Annotated in this window: 18 protein-coding genes; 8 read left to right on the plus strand and 10 right to left on the minus strand. The window is 49.6% G+C overall.

What is annotated here, in order from left to right; translation table 11 throughout:
• Window positions 1-4 precede the first annotated feature (4 nt).
• From AMICO_RS09045 to AMICO_RS09060, 4 genes are read left to right on the plus strand one after another with little or no spacing between them, the layout of a single operon-like run.
• Window positions 5-979 carry an ABC transporter permease gene (locus AMICO_RS09045; protein ID WP_013049153.1) on the plus strand — a complete coding sequence of 325 codons (975 nt, stop codon included), beginning with the start codon at window positions 5-7 and terminating at the stop codon, window positions 977-979.
• Window positions 979-2,163 (plus strand): ABC transporter permease, encoded by a 1,185-nt coding sequence (locus AMICO_RS09050; RefSeq protein ID WP_013049154.1) that lies wholly within the window; start codon window positions 979-981, stop codon window positions 2,161-2,163. Before AMICO_RS09045 ends, AMICO_RS09050 begins: the two co-directional genes overlap by 1 nt.
• Window positions 2,160-2,942 (plus strand): ABC transporter ATP-binding protein, encoded by a 783-nt coding sequence (locus AMICO_RS09055; RefSeq protein WP_013049155.1) that lies wholly within the window; start codon window positions 2,160-2,162, stop codon window positions 2,940-2,942. Before AMICO_RS09050 ends, AMICO_RS09055 begins: the two co-directional genes overlap by 4 nt.
• Window positions 2,939-3,766, plus strand: coding sequence for an ABC transporter ATP-binding protein (locus AMICO_RS09060; protein WP_013049156.1), 828 nt, complete (start codon window positions 2,939-2,941; stop codon window positions 3,764-3,766). Before AMICO_RS09055 ends, AMICO_RS09060 begins: the two co-directional genes overlap by 4 nt.
• Here AMICO_RS09060 and AMICO_RS09065 read toward each other — a convergent pair.
• The 3 genes from AMICO_RS09065 to rfbD are packed head-to-tail and all read right to left on the minus strand — an operon-like array spanning window position 3,711 to window position 6,431.
• On the minus strand, window positions 3,711-4,934 hold the full coding sequence (locus AMICO_RS09065; RefSeq protein ID WP_013049157.1) for an MFS transporter: 1,224 nt from the start codon (window positions 4,932-4,934) through the stop codon (window positions 3,711-3,713). The genes AMICO_RS09060 and AMICO_RS09065 overlap by 56 nt on opposite strands.
• 32 nt (window positions 4,935-4,966) lie before the next feature.
• Complete coding sequence (locus AMICO_RS09070) at window positions 4,967-5,578, minus strand: ribonuclease HI family protein (protein ID WP_211204278.1); 612 nt, start codon at window positions 5,576-5,578, stop codon at window positions 4,967-4,969.
• Window positions 5,556-6,431, minus strand: a complete 876-nt coding sequence (gene rfbD / locus AMICO_RS09075) for a dTDP-4-dehydrorhamnose reductase (RefSeq protein WP_013049159.1) — start codon at window positions 6,429-6,431, stop codon at window positions 5,556-5,558. The genes AMICO_RS09070 and rfbD overlap by 23 nt, the downstream gene beginning before the upstream one ends.
• A gap of 101 nt (window positions 6,432-6,532) precedes the next feature.
• On the opposite strand from rfbD, the gene AMICO_RS09080 reads away from it, so the two are divergent.
• Window positions 6,533-6,808, plus strand: coding sequence for a hypothetical protein (locus AMICO_RS09080; protein WP_041459390.1), 276 nt, complete (start codon window positions 6,533-6,535; stop codon window positions 6,806-6,808).
• Here AMICO_RS09080 and AMICO_RS09085 read toward each other — a convergent pair.
• From AMICO_RS09085 to AMICO_RS09105, 5 genes are all read right to left on the minus strand, one after another.
• Window positions 6,793-8,049 (minus strand): serine hydroxymethyltransferase, encoded by a 1,257-nt coding sequence (locus AMICO_RS09085; RefSeq protein ID WP_013049160.1) that lies wholly within the window; start codon window positions 8,047-8,049, stop codon window positions 6,793-6,795. The genes AMICO_RS09080 and AMICO_RS09085 overlap by 16 nt on opposite strands.
• A gap of 41 nt (window positions 8,050-8,090) precedes the next feature.
• The gene (locus AMICO_RS09090; protein WP_013049161.1) at window positions 8,091-9,284 is read right to left on the minus strand and encodes a glycine C-acetyltransferase; all 1,194 of its coding nucleotides are present in this window, start codon (window positions 9,282-9,284) and stop codon (window positions 8,091-8,093) included.
• A gap of 31 nt (window positions 9,285-9,315) precedes the next feature.
• Window positions 9,316-10,284 carry an L-threonine 3-dehydrogenase gene (locus AMICO_RS09095; protein ID WP_041459391.1) on the minus strand — a complete coding sequence of 323 codons (969 nt, stop codon included), beginning with the start codon at window positions 10,282-10,284 and terminating at the stop codon, window positions 9,316-9,318.
• A gap of 25 nt (window positions 10,285-10,309) precedes the next feature.
• A complete protein-coding gene (locus AMICO_RS09100; protein ID WP_013049163.1) occupies window positions 10,310-10,594 on the minus strand; it encodes a hypothetical protein in 285 nt (94 codons plus the stop codon).
• Between the two features lie 149 nt (window positions 10,595-10,743).
• Window positions 10,744-11,334 carry a hypothetical protein gene (locus AMICO_RS09105; protein ID WP_013049164.1) on the minus strand — a complete coding sequence of 197 codons (591 nt, stop codon included), beginning with the start codon at window positions 11,332-11,334 and terminating at the stop codon, window positions 10,744-10,746.
• Between the two features lie 167 nt (window positions 11,335-11,501).
• Here AMICO_RS09105 and AMICO_RS09110 point away from each other — a divergent pair, with 167 nt between their 5' ends.
• On the plus strand, window positions 11,502-12,686 hold the full coding sequence (locus AMICO_RS09110) for an NAD(P)-dependent malic enzyme (RefSeq protein WP_013049165.1): 1,185 nt from the start codon (window positions 11,502-11,504) through the stop codon (window positions 12,684-12,686).
• Window positions 12,687-12,763: 77 nt separating this feature from the next.
• On the opposite strand, the gene AMICO_RS09115 is transcribed toward AMICO_RS09110, so the two are convergent.
• A complete protein-coding gene (locus AMICO_RS09115) occupies window positions 12,764-14,275 on the minus strand; it encodes an AMP-binding protein (RefSeq protein WP_013049166.1) in 1,512 nt (503 codons plus the stop codon).
• A gap of 92 nt (window positions 14,276-14,367) precedes the next feature.
• On the opposite strand from AMICO_RS09115, the gene larE reads away from it, so the two are divergent.
• Entirely contained in the window at window positions 14,368-15,243 is an 876-nt protein-coding gene (larE, locus tag AMICO_RS09120; protein WP_052292819.1) for an ATP-dependent sacrificial sulfur transferase LarE, read from the plus strand.
• Entirely contained in the window at window positions 15,240-16,493 is a 1,254-nt protein-coding gene (gene larC, locus AMICO_RS09125) for a nickel pincer cofactor biosynthesis protein LarC (RefSeq protein WP_013049168.1), read from the plus strand. Before larE ends, larC begins: the two co-directional genes overlap by 4 nt.
• Window positions 16,494-16,592: 99 nt before the next feature.
• On the opposite strand, the gene AMICO_RS09130 is transcribed toward larC, so the two are convergent.
• Window positions 16,593-17,726, minus strand: coding sequence for an alanine racemase (locus AMICO_RS09130; protein ID WP_013049169.1), 1,134 nt, complete (start codon window positions 17,724-17,726; stop codon window positions 16,593-16,595).
• Window positions 17,727-17,770 lie beyond the last annotated feature (44 nt).

The following is a 17,770-nucleotide window of genomic DNA, read 5'->3' on the forward strand; positions in this document are numbered from 1 at the left end:
AGAGATGAAAAATTACTGGTTGCGAAGGGTTGCAGGCTCTTTTCTGGTGCTGCTCGTAGTGCTCATTTTAAATTTCTTGCTTTTTCGCCTTATGCCGGGAGATCCTGTGGCCTCTATTCTCGATCCACGCTTTTCTCCTGAAGCAAAAGCTGAGTTACAGCGGCTTTACGGCCTCGACAAGCCTTTAAGCTTTCAGTTTTTGCTCTATATGAAACAGATGGTTACTTTCGAGTTTGGCTATTCCTTTTTAACAGGTCGCCCTGTATGGGATGAGCTGGCCTCGCGCCTTCCCAATACCGTGGCCCTTCTGGGGAGCGCCCTTTTCCTTTCCGCTCTTCTTGGAACCTGGCTCGGGATCCAGGCTGCGCTGGAACGGGGCCGCTGGCTCGAGAAGATGGTGCTATGGAGCGGTGCCGTTTCTTTTTCTTTCCCTTCTTTTTTCGTGCAGCTGGTGCTCCTCATGACCTTTGCCTACGCTATTCCGGTTTTCCCCTTGCGCGGGAGCATTTCTGTTCCTCCGCCCACGGCCTTCTGGGCCAGGGTTTCTGACTATATGTGGCATCTCGCCCTTCCTGTAAGCTCTCTGGTTCTTCTCAGTTTTGGCGGATGGGCCCTTTACGTACGAAATCTTATGGTGAGGGTTATGGGTGAGGATTTTATTCTCATGGGCCGTGCCCGAGGACTTCCACAGAAGCGCATTGTCTGGAATCACGCTTTCCGCACCCTCCTGCCTCCCCTTTTGACAATCCTCCTTCTCTCTTTGCCCGGAGTTATTTCAGGAGCGGTCATAACGGAAACTGTTTTTTCCCTCCACGGAGTGGGACGTTTTCTGCTCGAAGCGGTGACTGGTCAGGACTACCCTGCTGCCGGAGCTTCCTTTTACCTTTTAGCCATCATGACGGTGTTCTGCAACCTCGTCGCAGACCTGCTCTACGGCCTGGTCGATCCCCGTGTCCGCTTTGAAAGGAGGGGGCGCTGATGAGAGGCCTTTTCACTCGATGGAGTTTTATCACTCTCTTGCTCCTTCTGTCCGTCGGTTTTCTTGGGTCTCACTTTTTTACCATTTCTCCCAACTTAGAGGTGGCGCCGCCCTTTTCAACGCCCTTATGGCTTAACAGGAACCTTCCTCCCACCATGGCCATAACCCTTTCAGATACGTCGGTGGAGGCCCATGTGGATTGGGAGTATGAAGCCCCATCCCAGGTTCATCTTTCTGGGAAGGTGACCCTCGCCGCTCCAGCAGCCCTTATCTGGGAAACCCCGTCAAAAAGAATGATTCTTCAGAAGCTCCCTGGAGGAGCCAGCTTCTTTGACATTGACAGCCGAGACCTCTCCTTTAAACAGATGCTGGGGCTCAGCCCCTTCACCCAGGTAGCCGGAGCGCTTTTTTCAGAGAAGGGGAAATACTCCCTGAAGCTGGAACCTGCTCAGGCCATAGATGGAACCATCATCCTCCACCTGAAAGGAGGCCGATGGGGATTTCTGGGAACTGACCAGCGGGGGCGGGATATTTTTGCCCTCTTTATCGCCGGAATCCGGGTTTCTCTTATCGTCGGCATTTCTGCTACCCTTCTCGCTTCTTTGCTGGGGCTCTTCTTCGGCCTGGCAAGCGGATATAAAGGAGGTTGGGTGGATGGGGCCATTATGCGCGCCGTGGATATTCTTCTCTCCATTCCCATTCTTCCCATCCTTATGGTGCTTGCCGCTTTCTGGGGCAAGGGATTGTGGCAGCTAGTGCTCATACTTTCACTCTTTTCGTGGATGGGAACCGCCAGAACAGTTAGAGCCATGACGTTATCGCTGCGGGACAGCTATTATATTGAAGGGCTGCGCGGCCTTGGCGCACCCACCTTTTATATTCTGTGGCGCCATCTGCTGCCCGAGACCCTTCCCCTTCTTCTGGCCAATATAGCTCTGGGCGTTCCCGGAGCCATTCTGGCAGAGGCAGGTATCTCTTTTCTCGGCCTCTCCGACCCCCGCATCATCTCTTGGGGGCGAATGCTTCATGAAGCCCATTCCTTCGGGGCTTTCACCCAGGGGGCGTGGTGGATGCTGATCCCTCCGGGATTGGGCATTACTCTGCTGTGTCTGATTTTCCTTGACCTCGGCAAGTTTCTGGAGGAACAGGTGGATCCTCAACTGAAGGAGGCTCGTCGGCTATGATTGAAATCGTTGATCTTTCCATTACCTATAAAACCGAAAGCCACGACGTGTCAGCTGTAAAGAATGCCTTCCTCTCCATACCCCGTGGGAGGATCACTGGCCTTGTGGGAGAATCAGGGAGCGGAAAAAGTTCGCTGCTTATGGCCATTCCAGGACTCCTCCCTTCAAACACAGAGGTGTCTGGAGCCGTTATTTTCGACAATCTCAATCTTATCTCTCTCCGGCCGGAAATGCTCAACGCCATCCGCTGGAAGGATATCGCCCTCATCCCCCAGGGGGCCATGAATTCCTTTACTCCTGTGCTGACCATTGGGAAGCATATAGAAGAAGTTCTCGCAATCCATCTTGGACTTTCGGGAGAAGCGCGCAGACATCGCTGCCGCTCCCTTCTTGAGGAAGCTGATCTTGAGTGGTCCCTGGCCAATCGGTACCCTCATGAACTCTCTGGGGGACAGAAGCAGCGTGCCGCCATCGCCACAGCCCTGGCCTGCGACCCAGACTTTCTTCTCGCTGATGAACCGACTACCGCACTAGACGTCATTACACAAAAGGAAATTATCCTTACTTTGGAACGATTGGCCCGAGGCAGAAACATGGGCCTTCTCCTCGTAACCCACGACCTGCCACTGGCCGTCCAGATCTGCGACGCCATCGCCGTGATGCATGAGGGAGAGATCGTGGAAGAGGGGGCCCCCGCTGATATTGTCACAAAACCTCGCCACAGACATACGACACAACTCGTGAAAGCATTGCTGGAACTGGAAGGTGAATACGTATGACAAACCCTATAGCAAAGACAGATAAGGTTAGCGTCTTCTACCCCTCAAGGGATGGTAAAAATTCGGGACAATGGGCCCTTCGCAACATTTCCCTCTCTCTTCAGCAGGGGGAAAGTCTGGCTTTGATAGGAGAATCAGGAAGCGGAAAAACTTCACTTCTCAGGGTTCTGCTTGGTCTGATAAGTCCAACTGAAGGAAATGTGGAACTCTTTGGTGAGAACATCGACAAATGTTCCCACTCCCAGCTTATAGAGCTGAGGAGAAGATGCGGCTATGTGCCCCAGGATCCTTACGGAAGCCTGCCGCCCACCCTTACCGTCCTCGATGCTGTGGCAGAACCCTGGATTATCGTGAATGGGCGAAAATCTCGTCTTGAGGCCTATAGCAAGGCCCGCCGCCTTTTAAAAACCCTCGGCATAGAAGAGGAGCGCATTCTTCTATCAAGGGTCCGCTCCGGATTATCAGGGGGGCAGCGTCAGCGAGTTTCTATTGCGCGATCTCTGATTCTGGAGCCTGCCCTGCTGCTGTGCGACGAGCCCACAAGCATGCAGGACGCTTCTACCAGAAGTGAAATTATCCATGTGCTCAATGAAAGGGTGAAAGAGGGGATGGCCATGGTCTTTGTCACCCATGATCTCTATCTGGCCCGTGGGGCGGCAAAACGAGGCATTGTCCTCCTCGAGGGAGAATGTTGCGAAGAGAACTCTACAGAAGCCCTGCTCTCCGCACCGAAACATGCCTATACGAGGGCGCTTGTAGCAGCTATTCCTACGCTTTCCGCCATACGTGGAGACTCAGGAAAAACCCTCCGGCAAGGGCAGTAACCCCGATGAAGGTCATGACATTTCCCAAGCCAAAGAAGCCCCCTCCGTAGCTGATGATAAAAGGGGTAAAAATAAAACCCGATTCCATGAGCAGGGTGCCGATGGCAATGCCTTTGGGCCTCAGCCGCTCGGGAAAAACATCTGGCATAAGGGCCAGTATCATAGGAAAACCTAAACCCATTCCCAATCCATAGATGAGTCCCAAAAGGAAAAATGAATGGTTTGAAAAGGCAAAGCGCGTTCCAACCACAACAGCTCCCATTAAGGTGATGGCAAGGGCAGCTCCTGTTCTTCTGTCGATGAGGTCCATAAATCTCGTGGCAAAAAGCCGCAAGGAAAGAGAAACCCCGGCATTTGCGGCCACAAAGGAGCTGGCAATCAAACCTCGGGAGCGTATAAAGGCCGGCATATACTGTAATGTGGAGGTATTGACAAAAGACCAGGTTAAAAGTGTTAAAACAAGAGGCCAGAACCCTTTCACACGAACCATTTCACCCCAGCTGCCCCATTGCTGTGAAGAAGCCGGAAATACCACCTTTGAATCTTGGTCTGGCGAAAGGCTGTTTTCCTGAGAATCTGATTCAGAATTGACTTTGCTTTCTTTTGAGAAATTTTTGAGTTTCGGGAGGTTTTTTGAGATCAGGAACGTTGCAGCAGCGACGGCCGGTGCCAGGGCCAGAAAAGCTTGGACACTTATGGAGGAAATAAGAAACTCACTTAGAGGCACTATGGAAAGTTGCGGCAGCACATAGGCCACGGCTATCCACGCATAGAGGCTTCCCCTTCGCTCTTCCGGGATGCTCAGGGCCTGATACGTGGTCACAGCAAGCATGACAACGCCATAAAAAAGACCCATGAGTCCTCGAGCAACAAGGAGGGCATTAAAGGATCGGAAAAAGAGAAGAGGCATAGAGCAGCAAAAAAGAAAAACCGATGCGTAGAGAAGGCTTTTTCTCACCCCGAGCCTTTCGTTTAATATGCTGCCTGCCGGACGCATAAGCATGGAACCCACACTGAAGATACTCATGAGCCAGCCAGAGAGAGCCAAGGGGATCCCCTGCCGCTGCAAGGCTACAGGATACAAAAAGAACATAGATAGATAGGCTTGCCCAAGATAGGTAACGAGCCAGCACAGAAAAAAGGTCCGACGATCATACTCCGATGTCATGCCATGGGCCTCCCTTAAATTACTCTGCTGATTTAATCGAAAGACGGTTTCTGCTCTAGCTTTCGCAATGCCGCTTCAAGGTGCTTGCACTGCTTGCGATTGACAAATGCCGGGCAGGTACATGCCCGGTGAAGGATATCCACAGCATAATCTTCAGAACCGTGGGCAATGAAAATGGTGGGTGTGATTCGCTCTAAACGGACAGCATTCAAATCTGCCTTGAGAACTGCTTTTCCTGAATGCTCATCAATAGCCTTATTCGACAGCAGGTCCGCATTGCTGTTTTCCTTTCTTGGAACCCACTCGAAGGTTGCCTGGCATCCTTTGAGCAGACTCTGGGCTTCCTCCCAGAGTTCCTTCAAGTGAGGGCTGTTGACCTTCCACTCTTTTTTCATCTGACAAATAACGAGACGGCTATCTCCTCGAATCACAATTTTTTTAATTCCTCTAAGCTGTATTTCTCGAAGGAGGAGGAGCAGACCTCCGTACTCAGCTTCGTTATTTGTTTGTGAGCCGAGGTAGGCAAACTTTTGCCATACCATGTGTCCTTCTTCGTTGTACAGAACAGCTCCAGCCCCGGCTTCACCGGGGTTTCCCCTCGACGCTCCGTCAAAATGACCGCTATACATTGTTGTTACCGCCATTTTTCTGCCCTATGGCTTTAAGGAAACGCAGGGTTGAATCTTCCCACCGCGGCATAAAAATGCCGAATTCTTCTAAGGGGAAGGAGTCAAGAGAGCTCATGGCTGGACGCTGGGCAAGGGTTCTGAATTCATTGCTCTGTGCCTGAACAATGTTCTTTTTCCATCCTATTTCTTTAAGGGCAAAAGAAGCCCACTCATAACGGCTGCACCGTCCGCTGCACGACAGATGATAGGTTCCCCACGCGCGAAGGGTTAGAAGTTCCATTACACGCTCCGCAAGATCAGGTGCGTATGTAGGGCTTGAGATCTGATCTGAGACAATTTTTAGCTCATCCTTCTCTCGGCTCCACCGCAGAACCTTTTTGAGAAAGTTCGATTCTTCCCTTCCTTCTGGCCCGAAGACCCAGCTCACCCGTACGATGAGAAAACGGCGGATGTGATCTTTTACAAATTCTTCTCCCAGAAGTTTTGTCTGTCCATATACATTAATAGGATCCGGTTTATCTGCGATGGTCCATGACCGGACGCTTTTTCCGTTAAAAACATAATCAGAACTGAAGGTTACAAGGGGAATCCCCAGTTCTTCTGCTGCGATGGCCAGGTTCCTTGGGCCAATGGCATTGACCATATAGGCGCCCCGCCAGTTCTGCTCGGCGCTGTCCACATCATTCCACGCCGCGCAATTTATAACGACATCAGGCTTTTCCTCCTGCATTCGTTTTCGCACTCTTGTGATGTCTGTTATATCAAGCTCCTGGCGGGAATATACAGCGAAAGGCAGATTTTCCTCTTTTAAAAGCCGCTGGAAGGCAAGGGCTAACTGGCCGCCCCCTCCTGTTATAAAAAACTTCATGCCTCTCTCCTCCCTAGATGTAGTGTTCAACATTCTATCATAATGGAAGCATTTTTCTGGAGTGTTATTGACCTTTCAAAACAAGAAAACGCTCGTAGAACATGATCGCCATGGCGGCAAAAAGGGCGAGAGCAGCTGCCACAAAGACCTGGATCATACCTAACTTGAGGGGTGGCGATGGGAATAAGGATAGTGAAGCTAAAAAGAAACTGCAGCTGCTTCTTGTCAGGAACGCGGACGGCATAAGCTGCCGGAAAGAACGGCGGTCAGTGGAAGGTTCGTTAAAAAGAGGGTCGGGAAATCATCCGACCCTCCATACTTATGGCCTTTTAAAAGCAAGTAACTTACAACGGCAAGACGCTTACATTCCCGCGTAGAGGGGATATTTGCCACAGAGATCAAGGACCTCGGCGCGGATGCGGGAAAGTACCTTATCGTTCTCTACGTTCTTCGCCACTTCGTCCATCCAGGACGCTATCTGCTTCATCTCGCTGGAACCAAAGCCGCGGGTGGTCACCGCCGGCGTGCCGATTCTCACTCCGCTGGTGATAAAGGGGCTCTGGGTGTCGAAAGGCACTGTGTTCTTGTTCACCGTGATGCCTGCCTTGTCAAGGGCTGTCTCAAGGGCCTTACCCGTTACGCCACGGCTCGTGAGGTTGATCAGGATAAGGTGGTTGTCCGTTCCACCGGAAACAAGATGAAAATCATGTTTCAGAAGGGCTTCCGCGAGGGAGGCCGCGTTCTTAACTATTCTGCCCTGGTACTCCTTGAAGGACGGCTGAAGGGCTTCCTCAAAAGCCACTGCCTTGGACGCGATAATGTGCATAAGAGGACCGCCCTGCATACCGGGGAAGATGCTCTTGTCAACTCCCTTGGCAAAGGCCTCTCGGCACATGATCATGCCGCCGCGGGGGCCGCGAAGGGTCTTATGGGTGGTGGTGGTGACAAAATCGCAGAATGGAATGGGGTCTTTGTGAAGCTTCGCCGCCACAAGACCCGCTATGTGCGCAATGTCGAACATCAGCAGAGAGCCTGCCTTGTCTGCTATCTCGCGGAATTTCTCCGCATCAATCTCACGGGGATAGGCGCTGCCGCCGCAGACGATGAGCTTAGGCCTGTGGGCTAGGGCAAGGCGTTCAACTTCGGCAAAGTCGATGGTCTCTGTATCTTTGCTCACTCCGTAAGGAATGATGTTGTACAGCTGTCCGGAAAAGTTCACCGGGGAGCCATGGGTCAGGTGGCCGCCGTGGGACAAGTTCATGGCCAGAATGGTGTCGCCGGGCTCAAGGCATGTAAAGTAGACTGCCATGTTGGCCTGGGAGCCGGAGTGAGGCTGGACGTTCACGTGGTCGCAGCCAAAAAGCTGTTTCGCTCTGTCACGGGCAAGGTTCTCGGCTTCATCAACTACGTGGCAGCCTCCGTAGTAGCGGTGGGCAGGGTAGCCTTCCGCGTATTTATTGGTCAGCACTGATCCCATGGCGCACATGACGGCGGGGGATACAAAGTTCTCTGAGGCTATAAGCTCGATGCCATGTTCCTGACGCTCCCGTTCACGGGTTATAACGTCAGCTATGGCCCGATCCGTCTTCTCTAATTCTTCCCATGCTTTCTCAAACATATACATTTCTCCTTCCACTCTATGTGTATCCTCGTTTATATCTATCTCGATGATGAGATAATTTTCATTTCCTCTCCAACAAGCTGGAATTTCTGAAGGGCAAAATTAAGGTCTTCCTTTGTGTGAGCAGCTGAGACCATCACTCGAATGCGAGCTGTCCCCATAGGCACTGTGGGGAATGTAATAGCGCCGGCAAAGACTCCCTCTTCAAAGAGGCGGGCGCTGAATTTCTTGGCCTCTGTAGCTTCCCCAATAATGACAGGTGTGATGGGCGTTTCGCTATGCCCAATGTTGAAGCCCATGTCTTTAAGTCCCTTTTTGAGGTATCGTCCGTTTTCCCAGAGGCGTTTAACCCGATCTTCACTTCTTGAAAGCTCTTCAAGGGCAGCCAGGTTCGCACCAATATCAGGAACGGTCATAGCGCTGCTGAAAAGGTTGGGACGAGCTTTTTGCCTAATATAATCTACCAATTCGGCATCTCCGGCTACAAAACCGCCAACTACGCCAAAAGCCTTGGAAAGGGTGCCAACTTCTACATCGACCCGGCCATGAAGATTGAAGTGGTCCACAATACCTCTGCCGCCTCGGCCAAGGACACCTTCTCCATGGGCGTCATCCACCATGATCATAGCTCCATGCTTTTCTGCCACTTCAACAAGCGCTGGCAGCGGAGCTATATCGCCGTCCATGGAAAAGACCCCATCGCTGATAACAAGTTTGTGACAGTTTACATTGTCATATTTTGCCAGCTGAGCATCAAGATTCTCTGGATCCGCGTGTTTAAAGCGGACTATTTCAGCTCGGCTTAAACGGCACCCGTCGATAATTGACGCATGGTTTAATTCGTCACTAAAGATAAGATCTCCTTTGCTTACCAGAGGAGGAATGGCTGCCAGGTTTGCGCAAAAACCGGACTGGACCACCATAGCCGCCTCTGTACCCTTAAATTCTGCGAGTTTTTTCTCTAGTTCCAGGTGAAGGTCAAGGGTTCCCGCAATGGTACGGACCGCTCCGGGCCCAACTCCCCATTTATCAACATACTTCTTGACCGCTTCAATAAGAGCGGGGTCGTTACAGAAACCCAGATAGTTATTAGAGCAGCACGAAAGATATTTTTTCCCCTCTATCTCTACCCATGCTCCCTGAGGGCCTGCTATGACAGGTATATTCGTATACAAGCCTTCCCTTTTCAACCGGTCCAGCTCTTCTGTAATAAAGGTTTTCTTTATGGTCATCTTTTCTTCCCCCTCTTAGATAATTTTTCTTTTACTTTTTGTTACATTTTTTCACTTTTAGGGTCTCTTTGAGATGGGCCAACATATCCTCGGTCATTTTATCGAGATCATATTTGGGGTCAAATCCCCACTCTTCCCTGGCAGCGCTTACATCCAGAGAGTTTGGCCAGGACTCGGCAATAGACTGTCGAACAGGATCCACTTTATATCCCAACGTGAAATGGGGTATGTACTTTCTGATTGAAGCCGCCAACTCCTCGGGATCAAAGCTCATGGCAGAAATATTGAAGGCGTTGCGATGTTTCAGTTTTGAAGAATCTGCCTCCATAAGCTGGATAACAGCATCTATAGCATCGGGCATATACATCATATCCATATAGGTGCCCGCGGCAATGAATGAATCATAATGACCATCGGCAATAGCCTTATAGTAAATTTCTACGGCATAGTCAGTCGTTCCTCCACCTGGTTCTGTCTCGTAGGATATCAGGCCTGGAAAACGGACACCTCGTGTATCCAGGCCATATTTTTTATGGTAGTAATCGCAAAGAAGCTCTCCTGTTACCTTCGTAATGCCATACATGGTGGCGGGCCTTTGAATGGTATCCTGAGGCGTATGGTCCAAAGGTGTATTAGGCCCAAAGGCCGCTATGGAACTGGGGAAAAAAACCGCACACTGTTTTTCTCGCGCTACTTCTAATGTATTAAAAAGCCCGCCAGCATTAATTTGCCAGGCAAGCTGAGGCTTTGCTTCGCCAACAGCCGAAAGAAGACCCGCCAGATGAAGAATCGTATCAATATTATATTTCTCCACAATACGTACAAGGGTGTCACTTTCACGGACATCAAGAATTTCAAAAGGTCCGTCACCAAGCTTTTCTATGCCTGTCGTTTTAATATCAGACCCCACAACATGGTCGGAGCCGTACTGGCAACGAAGCTTCTTTACAAGTTCCGTTCCAATCTGCCCTAGACACCCTGTGACCAAAAAATTTTTCACCACCCACTCCTCCTTCATCACCTTTTTATGAATTATTAAATAAAATAAAGGACCCCCGAAGAGGCCCTTTATGGTATTGTTCCGTACAAACTCCTGATGTCATAGCAGTTGATGTAGTAGTAGTCGACGTAGTAGTCGACGTGGTAGTCATTGTAGTTGCAGTTACTGTTTTATTTTTGTGACCTGCCATAGGAGAACCTGCTCTCAAGGCTTGGCGCTGTGAGCTCATTTCTTCCACGAAAGAAACTGTTTTTATTTTAAGACAGGGGGTGATAAGCCCTTTGGCAAAGTTCGATGTTAAAGCCCGCATTACGTCCTCCCACTTCTTTACTTGACAGCTTTATCTTAGTATTTTAACTCAACCTGCCTAGTATACGCACAGTCTTTAGAAGAAACAAGCTAAAACACTCACTCTTTTTTTATTTTACCATGGCCCCGAACCGGGGCCTGTTTCTTTTATCAGGTGGTACGGCACTCCGCCTGTTTTCTTCTGGGAAGGAAGGGAAGGTCAAGTTCTCCGGCAAAGGCCTCCATTCGGTGAGGAGCCACAAAGCCCCGCCCATCTTTCCATTCCACGTAGACCCAATTTTCAGGAGTGCCCCTTAAACGCACTTTTCCTCTATACCAGCCCCGCTGTTTTATGCCGTCTGTGATTATTTTTTGCCCCTCTGTGGTGTTTCTCTTTTTGACAGTCCAATATCCATCATCTCCCCAGGGGACGGTTCGGCTCTTAAAGACCCAGGCAGAATCTTTATATTCCAGATAGGAAAAAGTATCCGGCACAGGGTTTCCTTCTACATGAAGAAAGCTATGTCTCACCTCTCTTGGAGTCCCCTGATCTGAATAAGTTATTTCTTGTCGAAGCCCTTCTGGCAAGGATTGGGAGGCTCCATCCTCTGAGATTGGAGCGGAAACCTCCTTCCCGGAATTTTTCAGGGATTCTGGGAGTTCTATTTCATCGGGTTGAACAGAACTTTGGGCGAGAGCAGCTGTTGCAAATAAAAAGATAAGACAGACAATACCCACCCAACGAAAAAACCTGTTTGCCATACCACTCACCTCTCTTTTGTTTATTCTCTCATAATTTTTTATAAGTCGTCAAAGAAAAAGAAGACGAAAAGGCGATTTGATGTGTAGAATAATAAGCTGGTAATTATAAACTATCGGGGGAATTCGCTATCTCGCCTAGCAGCCCACGAAATAAAAGGAGGATTCCCATGCGGAAAGAAGCAATCTTCGCCAAGGCCCTATTAGCCCATCAGCAGTCAAAAGGGAAAGTTGCCATTACAAGCAAACTTCCTGTTGAAAGTATGGAAGACCTTGCCATCGCCTATACTCCAGGCGTCGCTGAACCGTGCAGAGAAATAGAGAAAAACCCTGACGCTGTCTATGATGTCACCTCTAAGGGAAACATGGTGGCTGTCGTTACCGACGGATCTGCCGTGCTTGGTCTGGGAGATATTGGCCCTGACGCAGCCCTGCCTGTCATGGAAGGCAAAGCCGTTCTCTTTAAGCGCTTTGCAAATGTAGACGCTTTTCCAATCTGTATCAGATCCCAGGATCCTGAAGAAATCGTGCGGACCACTGCCCTTATTACCCCAGCTTTTGGCGGCATAAATCTTGAGGACATTTCAGCTCCCCGATGCTTCGAAATTGAACGCCGGCTTAAGGAGGTATGTGATATTCCCGTATTCCATGATGATCAGCATGGAACGGCGGTTATAGTTCTTGCAGGCCTCATAAACTCTTTCAAGCTGGTTAAGAAAAACATCGAAGATGTGAAGATCGTCATGAGCGGCGCTGGTGCCGCTGGCATTGCCATATGCCGCTTTTTGCTCTCTGCCGGAGCAAAGAATGTTATACTCTGCGACCGGAGCGGCGCTATTTACAATGGCCGGCCTGAGCATATGAACTGGGCCAAAGATGAGATTGCAAAAGAGACAAATCCCAATAAAGAGATGGGAAACCTTGCCGAGGTCCTGAAGGGGGCCGATGTCTTCCTTGGCATTTCGGCTCCCGGAGTGGTGACCACAGAAATGGTGAAGACCATGGCCAAGGACCCTATTCTTTTTGCCATGGCCAACCCAACCCCTGAAATTTACCCTGATGAGGCCCAGGCTGGCGGAGCCGCTGTTGTCGCTACAGGACGAAGTGATTTTCCAAACCAGATAAACAATTGTCTTGGCTTCCCAGGCATTTTCAGAGGAACACTCGATGTACGGGCCAGCACAATAAATGAAGAAATGAAGCTTGCTGCCAGTGAAGCAATAGCGTCGCTCATATCAGATGAAGAGCTGACGGCTGAGCGGATCATCCCCGAGCCCCTTGATTCGCGGGTTGTTCCCTCCGTTGCTAAAGCAGTGGCCGAAGCAGCTAGAAGGACAGGCGTGGCAAGAATCTAAAAGTACGAAAACGTAATCTTTACATAGCCAAAGAGAGGCGGTGGAAATATCGCCTCTCTTTGGTTTATGGAGTAAACTTATATTACTCGGTTATTCTGCTCTAACTCTCTGAGCTGCTGCTCTCTCAGCTTTCTTCTTAAAACTTTCCCCACTCCTGAAAGAGGAAGCTCTCGCACAAAACATATCTTTCTGGGAATTTTATAATAGGCAAGCTGATCTTTACAGAAATTCGCCAGTTCAGAAGACGTGAGTCCGCTTCCTTCTTCCCTTACCACAAATGCCACCGGAATTTCTCCGCTTACAGGATGTTTGCCGCCAATGACAGCCGCTTCGATAACGTCGGGGTGGCGTTTCAGGATTCGCTCTATTTCTTGAGGGAAGACATTGTACCCGCCAACAATAAGCATATCGCTGACCCTGTCAAGAATTGTAATAAAGCCATCTTCGTCGATCCGAACCATATCTCCAGTATTGAACCACCCTTCAGAAAATCGTTCGGCTGTCAATTCAGGGGCTTTTAAGTAGCCTGAAGCAACAGAAGGCCCCTTAACCCAGAGAACGCCTTCCTTTCCTTTTTTCAGGGAGTTTCCCTCTTCGTCCCGAACATCCAGAGAGTAGCCTGGAAGGGCTGGTCCCACCGTGCCCTCTTTTCGCATCGTGTCGTTAGGGTTACATGAAACCACAGGGGAACATTCGGTAAGGCCGTATCCTTGATAGATAATAACGCTAAAAGTATCTCGAACCCGCTGTTCCAGCTCTGGTTCCAGGGCTCCCCCCCCGGTAAGAATATACTGGAGAGAGGAAGGCAAAGCCTCTCCCTTACTCACAGCCCCGAGGAGGAAGGGCAGCATCGTGGGAACTGCGATAAGGATATTTGTTTCTGAATCACGAAGGGCCCTGAAGAAGTTCTTTGTGGGCATAAAGGAAGGGACTATCACTTCGCGAAGACCCCAGAGCATGGGCAATAATCCGCAAATCGTATATCCCAGAGAGTGAAAATTGGGCAGCACGTTCAGCAATGTCTGATGTTCCTCAAAACCCTCTATGGTCTGCTGTACCTTCAGAGTGTTATCGTAAAGGTTTGAATGGGTAAGAGGCACTGCCTTGGGATCCCCCGTGGTTCCAGAAGTAGCAAAAATAACGGCAACTTCAGGATCCCCCTTCTCCACATGACGGCCTTGAAAGGGCGGGAGAGGTCCTTCAAGAGGAGCAACGGTCCAGGGAAAGGAAGAGAGGGACAGGGCTTCAGCCACAACCCCTTTTTCATCAGAAGTAATAACGCCCCATGGACAAATATGATGGAGCATGGCAATAGTGGCTTCTTTTCCCGAACGACTGTTCAGCGGAACGACGGTTCCCCCAAGCTGCCACACGGCAAGGGAAAGATAGAGTACCAGAGGAGAGTTGGGAAGAAAAAGAACCAGACGGTCCCCAGCGCCAAAACCTTTTTCCTCCAGGTTTTTACGGCACTGATCAACGACATCCAGCACATGGCTTCCTGATAACCACTTTCCTTCCCACCAGAGAATAGCATTATCTTTATCGTTTTTAAGACGGGAGAAAGCGATTTCTTCCAGGCGTTTTCTCATAGGCGGCCCCTTCTTTCTTTTTTATATGGTGTTAGAATACCACGGATAGGAAAAGTGGTGAACCACAGTAAGAGAAAATGATACAATCATTGATGTTTAAAAGAGAGTTGGTGGGAGAGTTGAGCTATACTATCTTAAAAAAATATTTACCTGATGCTGTTATTAAAAAACTGAAGCAATCTCGACGATGTGTCGTTTCTTTCTCTGGAGGAATTGACAGCGCCGTAGTGGTGGCTATCATGGCGTCTCTCATGGCTCCGGAGGATGTACATGCTGCCATGTTTCGTTCCTTTTTGCATTTCCCAGAGGAGATGGAACGGGGGGGCCTATTTTGCCACAGCCTGGGAGTTACCCTTCACCCTCTCCCTGGCCCCGAGCTGGATGTAGACGAAGTTATGAACAACAGCAGTGAACGCTGTAGATTTTGCAAGAAAGCACGGGGACGGGAGCTCCTTGAATTTGCCAAAGGCATAGAGGCCGATCTTGTTCTGGAAGGCTCTAACGCGGATGACCTCAAAGATGCTACACGTCTTGGCACAAAAGTACTGAAAGAAATGCCCCAAATCTATTCCCCCCTTGCGGAGGGTGGTCTTTCGAAAGACAAGGTGCGAACTCTTGCCAAAGAACTGGATATTTCATGGTGGGACGAACAGGCAACAGCGTGTCTTGCCACCCGTTTTCCTGAGGGACATCCTCTCGCGGCAGCAGAATGTTCACGTGTCGCCAGAGCTGAATGGGCCTTAAGAAAAGCAGGGTTTTCACAGGTGAGGATAAAGGTTTTGGGAGCCATAGCCTGTCTGCAAGTTCCTCAGACTCTCATGGAACAGGCTTTAACGCGAAGAGAGGAAATTCTCGAAATAGGGATGAAAGAAGGCTTTCACCATCTCATGCTCGATTTGCAGGGATATGAATGGGGAAGAAAGTGGATAGAAGAAAAAGATCTTTCAGGAAGGACGGAGCACATATGAAAACTCTTTACCTGGATTGTTTTTCTGGTATTTCAGGAAACATGTTCCTCGCGGCCCTTCTAGATCTTGGGCTCGATAGAAAAGAATTTCTTGAAAAGATGGAAACCTTGCGAATTCCATCGGGGCACCATCATCATGGTGAGGTACACCATGATAGCGGCGCGGGATATGAGATCCATATCAAGGACACCGTGCGGAACGGGTTTTCCGGCATCGATCTGACCGTTACAAGTACGGAGGATCACCCTCACCGCGGACTTATGGACGTGTGGGATGTTATTGACAAAAGCGGCCTTTCCCATAACGTAAAACAAAAGAGCAAAGACGCTTTTAAGCTCCTTGCCGAAGCTGAAGGAAAAGTACATGGCCTTCCTCCGGAGAAGGTCCATTTTCATGAGGTGGGAGCTGTTGATTCCATTGTTGATATTGTGGGTGCCTTTGTTCTCATGGAAATGCTCGAACCTGACTCTGTTATCTGCTCGCCTCTTAATGTGGGAAGCGGAACGATCAGATGCGCTCATGGCGTTCTTCCTGTTCCAGCTCCCGCCACTGAAAATCTCCTCATTGGCATGCCCGTATATTCAGCAGGCTCTCCCATAGAGCGGGTTACCCCCACAGGAGCCCTGCTGGTGAAGATGCTTGCATCCCACTTTGGAACCATGCCGGCAGGCAAGGTGATGGGAAGCGGACGGGGGTTAGGGTCTCGTGAAAGCGATATTCCAAACTTTTTACGAGTTACCCTTCTTGAGGAAACAAAAGAGAAGGACAATGCCCCTTCAGCATCAAAAGAAGAGCCCTTTATTCGCGATGTAGGAATCCTTCTTGAAACGAACATTGACGATATGAACCCTCAATACTATGAGCCTGTAATGGAACGTCTTTTCTCTATTGGCGCCATGGATGTCTGGCTTGAAACCATTATCATGAAAAAGGGACGGCCTGCCATTCGCCTTTGCTGCCTTGTATCTCTTTCCCAGGAAGAACAAGCCGCGGAAATTATCTTAAAGGGAACTACAACGCTGGGGCTGCGGCGTTCTGAAGTAGACCGGATAAAGCTTCGCCACCACATTACGCCAATGGAAACTACTTTTGGCCTGGTGCGGATCAAAGAAGCCTGGTGGGGGAACGAAAGGCTTCGCGCCAATCCAGAGTATGAAGACCTCAAACGAATTTCGAAAGAAACTGGCATTCCTCTAAACAGCCTGCGGGAAGAAGTGCTGCGTCAAATTGAAGAAATGGGTCATCCATAGCGCTCGACCAGCAAAGAAATGTATGTAAAAACGCCCCATTTCTTCTCAGGGAGAAAAGATGGGGCGTTTCTTGTATCGATCAAAATATAGTATATAATCCTATTTCGACATTCCCCTGGCTAGAATCTTATACTCCTCCTGAACCTGTCCATTCCTCACGCCGTAAAGTACAGGATACAGATTACATGTGGGACACGCGTGGTTGGGTATGATCTCTACCTTGTCACCGATGCGGAATGCCATGTCCTCGGGAGGGGTAAACATGCCGTGCTCCTCTGAGAGGCTTTTCAAATAGACGGTGGGTCTCTTTTTCAGCAGTCCGAAACCGGGGCTCGATGTTATGTTCCCACGGTGAAAATAAAAGGTCAGCGCCTTCGTTCCAGCGTCCAGAACTATACGGTCAGGAGCCGGGCAGCTGATTACCGTAGCCAGCACTGAGAGGGCACAATGTTCGTAGGTTCCTATAACCCCTGCCTGGTCGGCGTCCAGAAACACGTAGGTTCCCGGTCTGATCTCTGTAATTCCCTGCATAATTTCCGAAACAAGAAGAGATGGCGTAGAGCCAATACTGATCTCCTCAACCCCTATGCCTTCTTTTCGAAGAAATTCAGCCATCTCAAGCATCATATTTTGGCTGCTTTGGGAAATTGACCGGACTTCTGATATGGTTGTCGCATTATAGCAGTTCCCATCGTGGGTAAAGATACCTCTCAATTTAAGAGAGTCACGGTATCGAATAAGTTTCGCCAACTCAAGAATCTCTTCTTTTGAGCCCACCCCTGTACGATGATAACCGGTGTCCACATCAATCATTATTTCCATGGGACGAGACTCCCCATCGAAGGTTTCCGCCAGCATTTTGACATGATCAGGATGATCAACACCTACAGCGAGGGTTGTTTTTCGAGCGAGGGCAAGAAGACGATCCATTTTTATATCGCCCGCAAGCTCATTGGCTATAAAAATATCGTCAATCCCTTCTGCCGCCATAACCTCTCCTTCGCCAAGCTTTGCCACAGTAATACCTTTAGCGCCGGCAGCCAGCTGTTTTTTTGCTATATCCGGCGTTCTATGGGTCTTTATGTGAGGGCGAAGATTGACCCCTGCTCTCTGGGCCTTTTGCTGCATCCAGCTTATGTTTCTCTCCATAACATCCAGGTCCACAAGTAATGAAGGGGTATCAAGATCTGTTATCTCACAACCTCTGAAAGACTCATGAAGACATTTCATCATACTCTCCCACCTCTATTCTCTTTCTTATCATGATGCATATATTC

The organism is Aminobacterium colombiense DSM 12261, from assembly GCF_000025885.1.
In the GTDB taxonomy this organism is placed as follows: domain Bacteria; phylum Synergistota; class Synergistia; order Synergistales; family Aminobacteriaceae; genus Aminobacterium; species Aminobacterium colombiense.